Below are 12039 nucleotides of genomic sequence, written 5' to 3'. Positions count from 1 at the left end.
CGATTCACTCTTGCAGGAGCGAGCCTTGCTCGCGATGGTCATCAACGATAACGCTGGGTGCCTGACACCCCGTGGTGCTCTCAGGTCCATCGCGAGCAGGCTCGCTCCTACATAAGGTGTGGGTCAGAAAGAATCACCCGGCACACGGACAAACCCTTCCATCAACACCCGTGCACTGCGGCTCATGATCGCTTTGTTCACGGTCCACTCGCCATTGACCTGGCTGGCCTCGGCGCCGACGCGCAAGGTACCGGACGGGTGGCCGAAGCGCACCGCGTTGCGTTCGATACCGCCTGCCGCGAGGTTAACCAGCGTACCGGTGATCGCTGCCGCCGTGCCGATTGCCACCGCAGCAGTACCCATCATCGCGTGGTGCAACTTGCCCATGGAAAGCGCACGCACCAGCAGGTCGACATCACCCGCCGCAATGGCTTTGCCACTGGACGATACGTAATCCGCCGGTTTGGCGACGAAGGCCACTTTTGGCGTGTGCTGCCGCTTGGCCGCTTCGTCGACGTTCGAAATCAGGCCCATGCGCAATGCCCCGTAAGCGCGGATGGTTTCGAACATCAGCAAGGCTTTCGGGTCGCCGTTGATCGCGCCCTGCAACTCGGTGCCCTTGTAGCCGATGTCTTCGGCATTGACGAAAATCGTCGGGATACCGGCGTTGATCATGGTCGCCTTGAAGGTGCCGACGCCGGGCACTTCCAGGTCGTCCACCAGGTTGCCGGTAGGGAACATCGAACCGCCGCCGCCCTCTTCGTCCGCCGCCGGATCGAGGAACTCGATCTGCACTTCGGCCGCCGGGAAGGTCACGCCGTCGAGTTCGAAATCACCGGTTTCCTGTACTTCACCATTGGTGATCGGCACATGGGCGATGATGGTCTTGCCAATGTTGGCCTGCCACACGCGAACCACCGCCACGCCGTTGTGCGGGATGCGGCTGGCGTCCACCAGGCCATTGCTGACGGCGAACGAACCGACCGCCGCCGACAGGTTGCCGCAGTTGCCGCTCCAGTCCACGAAGGGCTTGTCGATGGACACCTGACCGAACAGGTAGTCGACATCGTGATCGGCCTTGATGCTTTTCGACAGGATCACGGTTTTGCTGGTGCTGGAAGTCGCGCCACCCATGCCGTCGATTTGTTTGTCGTACGGGTCGGGGCTGCCGATCACCCGCAGCAGCAAAGCGTCGCGGGCCTGGCCCGGGACCTGTGCCGCTTCAGGCAAATCCTTCAGGCTGAAAAACACGCCTTTGCTGGTGCCGCCGCGCATGTATGTCGCTGGAATTTTGATCTGCGGTGCATGAGCCATGGTGCTCGTTACTCCTAATCTGAAAACAGACACGGGACTCAAAGTCCCGTGTCTGCAAAGCGTGTGTTAAACGGCAATCGCCGATTCTTCGAGGAAGTCCTGGGCGAAGCGTTGCAGCACGCCACCGGCTTCGTAGATCGACACTTCTTCAGCAGTGTCGAGGCGGCAGGTCACCGGCACATCGACGCGCTCGCCATTCTTGCGATGGATCACCAGGGTCAGCTCGGCACGCGGGGTGCGGTCGCCAATCACGTCGTAGGTTTCGCTGCCGTCGATGGCCAGGGTGTGGCGGTTGGTGCCCGGCTTGAACTCCAGCGGCAACACGCCCATGCCCACCAGGTTGGTGCGGTGAATGCGCTCGAAACCTTCGGCGGCAATCGCTTCCACACCCGCCAGGCGCACGCCCTTGGCCGCCCAGTCGCGGGACGAACCCTGACCGTAGTCGGCACCTGCGATGATGATCAGCGGCTGCTTGCGATCCATGTAGGTCTCGATGGCTTCCCACATGCGCATCACTTTGCCTTCCGGCTCGACGCGGGCCAGCGAACCCTGCTTGACCTTGCCGTTTTCCAGAACCATTTCGTTGAACAGTTTCGGGTTGGCGAAGGTCGCGCGCTGCGCGGTCAGGTGGTCACCACGGTGAGTCGCGTAGGAGTTGAAGTCCTCTTCCGGCAGGCCCATTTTCGCCAGGTATTCGCCCGCGGCGCTGTCGAGCATGATGGCGTTGGACGGCGACAGGTGATCGGTGGTGATGTTGTCCGGCAGCACCGCCAGCGGGCGCATGCCCTTGAGCGGACGGGCGCCGGCCAACGCACCTTCCCAGTACGGCGGACGGCGGATGTAGGTGCTCATCTCGCGCCACTCGTACAGCGGCGCGACTTTGGGACCTGTGTCTTCGTGGATCGCGAACATCGGGATGTAGACCTGACGGAACTGCTCAGGCTTGACCGAGGCTTTCACCACTGCGTCGATTTCTTCGTCGCTCGGCCAGATGTCCTTCAGGCGGATTTCCTTGCCGTCGACCACGCCCAGCACATCTTTTTCGATGTCGAAACGGATGGTACCGGCAATGGCGTAAGCAACGACCAATGGCGGCGATGCGAGGAACGCCTGCTTGGCGTACGGGTGAATCCGGCCGTCGAAGTTACGGTTACCGGACAACACAGCAGTGGCGTACAGGTCACGGTCGATGATCTCTTGCTGGATCACCGGGTCCAGTGCGCCGGACATGCCGTTGCAGGTGGTGCAGGCGAAGGCCACGACGCCGAAACCGAGCTGTTCCAGCTCATCGGTCAAACCGGCTTCATCGAGGTACAGCGCCACGGTTTTGGAACCTGGTGCCAGGGACGACTTGACCCACGGCTTGCGGGTCAGGCCGAGCTTGTTGGCGTTGCGCGCCAGCAGGCCGGCGGCGATCACGTTGCGCGGGTTGCTGGTGTTGGTGCAGCTGGTGATGGCGGCGATGATCACCGCGCCGTCCGGCATTTGCCCTGGCACATCGTCCCACTGACCGGAGATGCCTTTGGCGGCCAGATCCGAAACCGCCACACGGGCGTGCGGGTTGCTCGGGCCAGCCATGTTGCGTACCACCGAGGACAGATCGAAGGTCAGGCCGCGCTCGTATTGCGCGCCCTTCAGGCTGTCGGCCCACAGGCCCGTGGTCTTGGCGTAGTTCTCGACCAACTGCACCTGCTCGTCTTCACGTCCGGTGAGCTTGAGGTAGTCGATGGTCTGCTGGTCGATGTAGAACATCGCCGCGGTGGCGCCGTATTCCGGGGCCATGTTGGAGATGGTCGCGCGGTCGCCGAGGGTCAGTGCCGCAGCACCTTCACCGAAGAATTCCAGCCACGCGCCAACCACTTTTTGCTTGCGCAGGAACTCGGTCAGCGCCAGCACCATGTCGGTGGCGGTGATGCCCGGCTGCAGCTTGCCGGTCAGCTCGACGCCGACGCTTTCCGGCAGACGCATCCACGATGCGCGGCCGAGCATTACGCTTTCGGCTTCCAGACCACCGACACCGATGGCGATCACGCCCAACGCATCGACGTGCGGGGTGTGGCTGTCGGTGCCGACGCAGGTATCAGGGAAGGCCACGCCGTCACGCACCTGGATCACCGGAGACATTTTCTCCAGGTTGATCTGGTGCATGATGCCGTTACCCGGCGGGATCACGTCGACGTTCTTGAACGCCTTCTTGGTCCAGTTGATGAAGTGGAAGCGGTCTTCGTTGCGACGGTCTTCGATGGCGCGGTTCTTCTCGAACGCTTCCGGATCGAAGCCACCGCGCTCGACGGCCAGGGAGTGGTCGACGATCAGTTGGGTCGGCACCACCGGGTTCACTTGCGCCGGATCACCGCCCTGCAGGGCGATGGCGTCACGCAGGCCGGCGAGGTCGACCAGTGCGGTCTGGCCGAGAATGTCGTGGCACACCACGCGGGCCGGGAACCACGGGAAGTCGAGGTCGCGCTTGCGCTCGATGAATTGCTTCAGGGATTCGGTGAGCGTGGCCGGGTCGCAGCGACGCACAAGGTTTTCCGCCAGTACACGGGAGGTGTACGGCAGGGTGTCGTAGGCGCCAGGCTGGATCGCCTCGACCGCTGCGCGGACATCGAAGTAATCCAGGTGGCTGCCGGGCAGCGGTTTACGAAATTGTGTGTTCATCGTCAGGACTCGGTCACGGTAGTTACAAAAGGTGGGGCCTGGCACAGGCACTGAACTGGACTCGGTCAAATGTGGGAGCGGGCTTGCTCGCGAAAGCGGTGTATCAGTCAACATCAATGTTGGATGTCAGTCCGTCTTCGCGAGCAAGCCCGCTCCCACAGTGGTTCCCGGTTCAGTCAGTAACCCGTGCGGTAGCCTCCACCATTCAGCGTTGTTCGATTGGTACGAACTTGCGCTGCTCAACGCCGGTGTATTCGGCGCTTGGACGGATGATGCGGTTGTTGGCACGTTGTTCGTACACGTGGGCGGCCCAGCCGGTCAGGCGCGAGCAGACGAAGATCGGTGTGAACAACTTGGTCGGGATGCCCATGAAGTGGTACGCCGAGGCATGGTAGAAGTCGGCGTTCGGGAACAGTTTCTTCTGCTCCCACATGGTCTTGTCGATGGCTTCGGATACCGGGAACAACACCTTGTCACCCACTTCGTCAGCGAGCTTTTTCGACCAGCCCTTGATCACCTCGTTACGCGGATCGTTGTCCTTATAGATCGCGTGGCCGAAGCCCATGATCTTGTCCTTGCGCTCGAGCATGCCGAGGGTGCCCTTGATCGCGTCTTCCGGCGACGAGAAACGCTCGATCATTTCCATCGCCGCTTCGTTGGCGCCGCCGTGCAGCGGACCGCGCAGCGAGCCGATGGCCGCGGTGATGCACGAATACAGGTCGGACAGGGTCGAGGCGCAAACACGTGCGGTGAAGGTCGACGCGTTGAACTCGTGCTCCGCGTAGAGGATCAGCGAAACGTTCATCACCTTGACGTGCAGCTCGCTCGGCTTCTTGCCGTGCAGCAGGTGCAGGAAGTGGCCGCCGATGGACTGCTCGTCGCTCACGCAATCGATGCGCTTGCCTTCGTGGCTGAAGCGATACCAGTAAGTCATGATCGCCGGGAACGCGGCCAGCAGGCGGTCGGTCTTGTCGTGTTGCTCGGAGAAGTTGTTCTCCGGCTCCAGGTTGCCCAGGAACGAGCAGCCAGTGCGCATCACGTCCATCGGGTGGGCGTCGGCGGGGATGCGTTCCAGCACTTCTTTGAGCGCTTGCGGCAGGTCGCGCAGCTTGCTCAGTTTGGCAACGTAGGCTGCCAGTTGCGCCTTGCTCGGCAGTTCGCCGTACAGCAGCAGGTAGGCAACTTCTTCGAACTGTGCGTCAGCCGCCAGTTCACGTACGTCATAACCACGATAGGTCAGACCGGCACCCGACTGGCCCACGGTGGACAGTGCGGTTTGCCCGGCTACCTGGCCACGGAGCCCGGCGCCACTGAGTACTTTTGCTTCGGCCATTGCTGCCTCCAGTTTTCTTGAATTTGTTAGGGAATCGGCAAATACATTGATCGGGATTCACACCCGACCTTGTAGGAGCGAGCCTGCTCGCGATGCAGGTCCCGACACCACGGTGTGTCAGGGGGCCCGCGTTATCGTTGACGCCCATCGCGAGCGGGCTCGCTCCTACAGGTACAGGGGGTTCATCATTTTTTCGCGGCGAACAACGCATCGAGCTTCTGCTCGAAGGTGTGGTAGTCGATACGATCGTAAAGCTCCATGCGAGTCTGCATGGTGTCGATGACGTTCTGTTGCGTGCCATCGCGACGGATCGCGGTGTAGACGTTTTCCGCAGCCTTGTTCATGGCACGGAACGCCGACAGCGGGTACAGCACCAGCGATACGTCGGCAGCGGCCAGTTGCTCGGTGGTGTACAGCGGCGTCGCGCCGAACTCGGTGATGTTGGCCAGGATCGGCGCTTTCACGCGATTGGCGAACAGCTTGTACATTTCCAGTTCAGTGATGGCTTCCGGGAACACCATGTCAGCGCCGGCCTCGATGCACGCGGCGGCGCGATCCAGGGCAGACTCCAGACCTTCCACCGCCAGGGCGTCGGTACGGGCCATGATCACGAAGCTGTCATCGGTACGGGCATCGACGGCCGCTTTGATGCGGTCGACCATTTCCTGCTGGGTCACGATTTCCTTGTTAGGACGGTGACCGCAGCGCTTGGCGCCGACCTGGTCTTCGATGTGAATCGCCGCCGCGCCGAACTTGATCATCGACTTCACGGTACGGGCGACGTTGAACGCCGAGGAACCGAAACCGGTGTCCACGTCCACCAGCAGCGGCAGGTCGCAAACATCGGTGATGCGGCGCACGTCGGTCAGCACGTCATCCAGGCCGGTGATGCCCAGGTCCGGCACGCCGAGGGAGCCGGCAGCCACCCCGCCACCCGACAGGTAGATCGCCTTGAAACCGGCGCGCTTGGCCAGCAGCGCATGGTTGGCGTTGATCGCGCCGACCACTTGCAATGGATGCTCGCTGGCGACCGCATCGCGGAAACGCTGGCCTGGAGTGCTCTTGTTCAAACTCATGACTCACCTCGTTTGGCTGTCGGGTTAGCGCCGTCCTGGTAATGACGGGCGATGTTGCGTTTGGAGGCGCCGATGTGACGGCGCATCAACAACTCGGCCAGTTCACCGTCACGGTCGGCGATGGCATCGAGAATGCGGTGGTGCTCGGCGAACGCCTGGTGCGGGCGATTGGGCGTGGTGGAAAACTGGATGCGGTACATGCGCACCAGTTGATACAGCTCGCCGCAGAGCATTTGGGTCAGCGTACGGTTGCCGCTGCCCTGGATGATTCGGTAGTGGAAGTCGAAATCGCCTTCCTGCTGGTAGTAGCCTCTCCCGGCCTGAAACGCCTCATCGCGTTCGTGGGTTTCCAGGACCCGACGCAGCTCGTCGATTTCTTCGAGGCTCATGCGCTCGGCGGCCAGGCGACAGGCCATGCCTTCCAGGGATTCGCGGATTTCGTATAGCTCAATCAGTTCGGCGTGATTGAGCGACACCACCCGTGCGCCGACATGCGGCACGCGAACCAGCAGGCGCTGGCCTTCCAGACGGTGGATGGCCTCGCGCAGCGGGCCACGGCTGATGCCGTAGGTGCGCGCCAGTTCCGGTTCGGAGATTTTGCTGCCCGGCGCGATATCACCTTTGACGATAGCCGCCTGAATGCGTCGGAAGACGTTCTCGGAAAGCGTCTCCGTATCGTCTTGCGTAGAAACCGGGGGATCGAGTTGATCCAGCATATTGTCGACACCTTGTAAGCCAGTGCCGCAAAAACTAGCGAATACTGGCGGCACAGTCAAAGTATAAATCGATATTGTCGACAATCTTCTGATAACCGGTTGCACCATTACGAAGCAACCGGTCTATTTATAGCCACCGGCCAGCGCTGGCGCCATCAAACCACCGTGCTAGAATGCCGCCCGCATTTGTTTGTCACATCTGCACTGCCTGTCATAAAAACCTGACAGGCATACGAGGGAGCTTGCGCAGCGATGCCAGGGCCTTGAATCAAGTCGGACCGCTGCGCATCAGGATTTATGAGACTCAAGCCCTTCCCCACCTTCCTTTATTTCCTTTGCCTGCCCGGCTTCGCAATGGCCGGGGAAAAGACCGTGTATGGCCTTAATGAGTACGCATCGCTCAATGGCATCGATCTGGAAGTGGCGGCCAAACTCGACACCGGGGCGAAAACCGCATCCCTGAGTGCACGGGATATCAAACGATTCAAACGCAACGGCGAGTCGTGGGTGCGCTTTTACCTGGCCATCGACGCCGCCCATTCGCACCCGATCGAACGCCCGCTGGCCCGTGTCAGCAAGATCAAGCGCCGGGCCGGCGACTACGATCCGGAGGAAGGCAAGAAGTACACCGCCCGCCCGGTGATCGAACTGGACATCTGCATGGGCTCGGCCCTGCGCAGCATCGAAGTGAACCTGACCGACCGCAGCGCTTTCCAATACCCGCTACTGATTGGCTCCGAAGCCCTCAAACGTTTCGATGCTCTGGTTGACCCCAGCCTTAAATATGCTGCCGGCAAACCTGCCTGCACCACCGACGCTCATACCGCCGAGTAATTCAAATGCGCTCTCTTACCCTTCACCTGAAACTGCTGATCGCCATCCTGGTGGTGCTGGGCATTTCAGTTACGGCCTATCAGATCTTCGTGCTGGGCATCCCGGTGACCGAAGACGCCACCGACGACCTGTGGAACATCGACGCCAAGGTCGAGTTCGTCGCCAGTGCCAAGGATCCGGTCAAGATCCAAATGTTCGTGCCTCCGCTGAGCCGCGACTTCGTGAGCCTCAACGAGAGCTTCATCTCCAACAACTACGGCGTGGCCGTGAACCGGGTCGACGGCAACCGCAAGGTCACCTGGTCGGCACGCCGGGCCAAAGGCAATCAGACGCTGTATTACCGCCTGGTGCTGACCAAGCGTTATTCCGGTGAGAAAGCCAAGATCAAAGGCCCGACCTTTCGCGACAGCATGACCATCGAAGGCCCGGAAAAAATCGCCGCCGAAGCCCTGCTCGCACCGATTCGCCAACACTCGGCCGATGTCGAAACTTTCGTCGGCGAAGCCATCAAACGGGTCAACAACCTCAACGACGACAACGTGAAGCTGCTGCTGGCTGGTGATCCATCCGCGGCGCACAAGGCGAAAATCGTCGAGCTGCTGCTGTCCATCGCCCATGTGCCGATCGAGAAGGTCCACACCATCCGCCTGGTGGCCGATCAGCCGCAAATGCCGGAACTGTGGCTGCGCAGCTTCAATGGCACCGACTGGCTGTACTTCAACCCGGAAACCGGTGAACAGGGCCTGCCGACCGACCGCCTGCTGTGGTGGACCGGCGACGAAAACCTGATCACCGTCGATGGTGGCAAGAAAGCCAACGTGACTTTCAGCCTGAACAACAGCGAAATGAACGCCATTCGCCTGGCCAAGCTGACCGACGAAAACACCGACGCCAATTTCCTCGAGTACTCGCTGTACGGCCTGCCGCTGCAAACCCAGCAGACCTTCATGATCATGGTGATGATCCCGATCGGCGTGCTGGTGATCCTGATCCTGCGCAACCTGATCGGCATCCAGACCCTGGGCACTTTCACCCCGGTGCTGATCGCCCTCGCCTTCCGCGAAACCCAGCTCGGCTTCGGTATCGTGCTGTTTACCATCATCACGGCGCTGGGCTTGTCGCTGCGCTCCTATCTCGAACACCTGAAACTGCAAATGCTGCCGCGGCTGTCGGTGGTGCTGACGTTCGTGGTGGTGCTGATTGCGGCCATCAGCCTGCTCAGCCATAAACTCGGCCTGGAACGCGGTTTATCGGTGGCGCTGTTCCCGATGGTGATCCTGACCATGACCATCGAGCGCCTGTCGATCACCTGGGAAGAGCGCGGCGGTGGCCATGCCATGAAAGTGGCCGTCGGCACCCTGTTCGCCGCGTCCCTGGCGCACCTGATCATGAGCGTGCCGGAACTGGTGTACTTCGTGTTCACTTTCCCGGCGATCCTGCTGATCCTGGTGGGCTTCATGCTGGCCATGGGTCGTTATCGCGGTTACCGCCTGACCGAACTGGTGCGCTTCAAGGCCTTCCTGAAAAAGGCTGACGCCTGATGTTCGGCCTCTGGAAGACCTGGAAGGCCCTGGAAGCCCGGGGCATCATGGGGATCAATCGGCGCAACGCAGACTACGTGCTCAAATACAACAAGCGCAGCCTGTACCCGATCGTCGATGACAAGATCATCACCAAGGAACGCGCCATCGCCGCCGGCATCCATGTGCCCGAACTGTATGGCGTGATCTCCACCGAGAAGGAAATCGACAATCTCGAAGAGATCATCGGCGCACGCAATGACTTCGTGATCAAACCGGCCCAGGGCGCTGGCGGAGATGGCATCCTGGTCATCGCCGACCGCTTTGAAGGGCGTTATCGCACGGTGTCCGGCCGGATCATCAGCCATGAAGAAATCGAACACCAGGTTTCCAGCATCCTGACCGGCCTGTACTCCCTGGGCGGTCACCGCGACCGGGCGCTGATCGAATACCGCGTGATTCCGGACCAGATCTTCAAGAGCATCAGTTACGAAGGCGTGCCGGACATTCGCATCATTGTTTTGATGGGCTACCCGGTGATGGCCATGTTGCGCCTGCCGACGCGCCAGTCCAACGGCAAGGCCAACCTGCACCAGGGCGCCATCGGCGTCGGTGTGGACCTGGCCACCGGCCTGACCCTGCGCGGCACCTGGCTGAACAACATCATCAACAAACACCCGGACACCACCAATGCAGTGGATGGCGTGCAACTGCCCTACTGGGACGGTTTCATGAAACTCGCCGCTGGTTGCTATGAGTTGTGCGGTTTGGGCTACATCGGTGTCGACATGGTTCTGGACCAGGAAAAAGGCCCGCTGATTCTGGAGCTCAACGCCCGGCCGGGGCTGAATATCCAGATTGCCAATGACTGCGGCCTGACGTTGCGCACTCATGCGGTCGAGGCGCGGCTGGAAGACCTGAAGGCGCGTGGCGTGAGTGAATCGGTCGAAGAGCGCGTGGCGTTTGTGCAGGAGATGTTTGGGCATATTCCTGCGGTCGAGGGCTGAGGCCCTTCTCTATGTAGGAGCGAGCTTGCTCGCGATGAACCTGAAAACACTGTGGGGGGTCAGGCATACAGCGTTATCGTTGACGACCATCGCGAGCGAGCTCGCTCCTACAGTACTCAATCCCCTCTAGGAGCAATTCTCCGAGGGGACTACAATCGCCACCCCGCCTCGATGGCTGACTTCCCCCGCCCATGTTGACCTGTTCCGTACACCCGCTGCCCTATCGCGCCAACCCCGCCGAATATTTCGCGGCGATTCGCCATGCGCCCGGTGCCGTCCTGCTCGACAGTGGCCGCCCCAGCGCCGACCGCGGTCGCTATGACCTGCTCAGCGCCTGGCCACTGGAACAACTGACGGTGTCGCCCGACGAAAGTGGCGATGCTTTCCTGCAACGCCTGCGCGACAACCTGACACGCCTGGGCGAAGCCATTCTGCCGGCAGATTATGAGTTGCCGTTTGCCGGTGGGTTGATCGGTTACCTGAGTTACGACTTCGGCCGACATCTGGAGCGCCTGCCGAGCCAGGCCAGTGATGACCTGCATCTGCCCGACGCACGTTTCGGCTTGTACGGCTGGGCCTTGATCAGCGATCACCTTTCGCAGACCAGTCAATTGGTGTTCCACCCGACCCTGCCCGACAGCGAGCGTCAGCGCCTGATCGAACTGCTCAGCCAGCCTGCGCCGCAAGCGATCGCGCCCTTCAAGCTGCTCACCCCGATGACTGCCGACTTGAGCGCCGATGAGTATCAACAGGCCATCGAGCGCATCCAGCAGTACATTCAGGCCGGCGACTGCTATCAGGTCAATTTCGCCCAACGGTTTCGCGCACCCTGCCTGGGTGATCCGTGGGCCGCTTACTGTGCGCTACGCGCTGCTTGCCCGACGCCTTTTTCCGGCTTCCAGAACTTGCCTGATGGCGATGCCGTACTCAGCCTGTCGCCGGAGCGCTTCGTCAAAGTCAGCCAGGGCCATGTGGAAACCCGCCCGATCAAGGGCACTCGCCCCCGAGGCCTGACGCCCGAGCAGGACGCCGCGAACGCCGCCGAATTGCTGGCCAGCCCCAAGGACCGCGCGGAAAACCTGATGATTGTCGACCTGCTGCGCAATGACCTCGGTCGCACCTGCCGCACAGGCTCAGTACGGGTGCCGGAATTGTTCAGCCTGGAAAGCTATCCGAACGTGCACCACCTGGTGAGCAGCGTCACCGGTGAACTGGCGGATGAGCGCGATGCCCTGGACCTGATCGCCGGCAGCTTCCCCGGCGGCTCGATTACCGGCGCGCCAAAGATTCGTGCCATGCAGATCATCGACGAACTGGAGCCGACCCGGCGCGGCCTGTATTGCGGTTCGTTGCTGTACCTGGACGTACGCGGCGAAATGGACAGCTCCATCGCCATCCGTAGTTTGCTGGTCAAGGACGGGCAGGTGTGTTGCTGGGGCGGTGGCGGGATTGTCGCGGACTCGCAGTGGCAGGCTGAGTATCAGGAGTCGATTACCAAGGTGAAGGTACTGCTCGATACGCTGCAAAACCTGTAGGAGCGAGCCTGCTCGCGATGGAGCAACTGACGACGCGGGCTGT

At 61.2% G+C, this 12039-nt stretch carries 9 protein-coding genes and 1 pseudogene; 4 read left to right on the top strand and 6 right to left on the bottom strand.

The annotated features are described in order from the left end of the window. Positions 1–123 precede the first annotated feature (123 nt). The 5 genes from prpF to PspS34_RS08440 form a co-directional block, all read right to left on the bottom strand. Positions 124–1314: a 2-methylaconitate cis-trans isomerase PrpF gene (gene prpF / locus PspS34_RS08460; protein WP_090454031.1), complete on the bottom strand. Its 1191-nt coding sequence runs from the start codon at positions 1312–1314 to the stop codon at positions 124–126. Between the two features lie 66 nt (positions 1315–1380). Then, positions 1381–3975 (bottom strand): Fe/S-dependent 2-methylisocitrate dehydratase AcnD, encoded by a 2595-nt coding sequence (gene acnD, locus PspS34_RS08455; protein ID WP_159389561.1) that lies wholly within the window; start codon positions 3973–3975, stop codon positions 1381–1383. Positions 3976–4180: 205 nt separating this feature from the next. Next, on the bottom strand, positions 4181–5308 hold the full coding sequence (prpC, locus tag PspS34_RS08450; protein WP_008048580.1) for a 2-methylcitrate synthase: 1128 nt from the start codon (positions 5306–5308) through the stop codon (positions 4181–4183). A gap of 185 nt (positions 5309–5493) precedes the next feature. Then, complete coding sequence (prpB, locus tag PspS34_RS08445) at positions 5494–6384, bottom strand: methylisocitrate lyase (RefSeq protein WP_008017616.1); 891 nt, start codon at positions 6382–6384, stop codon at positions 5494–5496. Next, positions 6381–7100, bottom strand: a complete 720-nt coding sequence (locus PspS34_RS08440) for a GntR family transcriptional regulator (RefSeq protein ID WP_008048579.1) — start codon at positions 7098–7100, stop codon at positions 6381–6383. Before PspS34_RS08440 ends, prpB begins: the two co-directional genes overlap by 4 nt. Positions 7101–7397: 297 nt before the next feature. Here PspS34_RS08440 and PspS34_RS08435 point away from each other — a divergent pair, with 297 nt between their 5' ends. The 3 genes from PspS34_RS08435 to PspS34_RS08425 are packed head-to-tail and all read left to right on the top strand — an operon-like array spanning position 7398 to position 10461. After that, positions 7398–7934: an ATP-dependent zinc protease gene (locus PspS34_RS08435; protein WP_046042906.1), complete on the top strand. Its 537-nt coding sequence runs from the start codon at positions 7398–7400 to the stop codon at positions 7932–7934. 5 nt (positions 7935–7939) lie between these two features. Further along, entirely contained in the window at positions 7940–9475 is a 1536-nt protein-coding gene (locus tag PspS34_RS08430; RefSeq protein ID WP_057715711.1) for an inactive transglutaminase family protein, read from the top strand. Further along, positions 9475–10461, top strand: a complete 987-nt coding sequence (locus tag PspS34_RS08425; RefSeq protein WP_057715712.1) for an alpha-L-glutamate ligase-like protein — start codon at positions 9475–9477, stop codon at positions 10459–10461. The genes PspS34_RS08430 and PspS34_RS08425 overlap by 1 nt, the downstream gene beginning before the upstream one ends. A 12-nt stretch (positions 10462–10473) precedes the next feature. Here PspS34_RS08425 and PspS34_RS28485 read toward each other — a convergent pair. Further along, positions 10474–10551: pseudogene (locus PspS34_RS28485) on the bottom strand (YqgE/AlgH family protein); the annotation flags it as partial. Positions 10552–10652: 101 nt separating this feature from the next. Between PspS34_RS28485 and pabB the strand changes: the two are divergent. Continuing rightward, positions 10653–11996, top strand: a complete 1344-nt coding sequence (pabB, locus tag PspS34_RS08420) for an aminodeoxychorismate synthase component I (protein ID WP_159389560.1) — start codon at positions 10653–10655, stop codon at positions 11994–11996. The last annotated feature ends 43 nt before the right edge of the window (positions 11997–12039 follow it).

This window comes from Pseudomonas sp. S34 (assembly GCF_009866745.1).
Taxonomy (GTDB): Bacteria; Pseudomonadota; Gammaproteobacteria; order Pseudomonadales; family Pseudomonadaceae; genus Aquipseudomonas; species Aquipseudomonas jessenii.
Note: the sequence above shows the minus strand (reverse complement) of the source record. Positions and strands in the feature narration are given on the sequence as shown.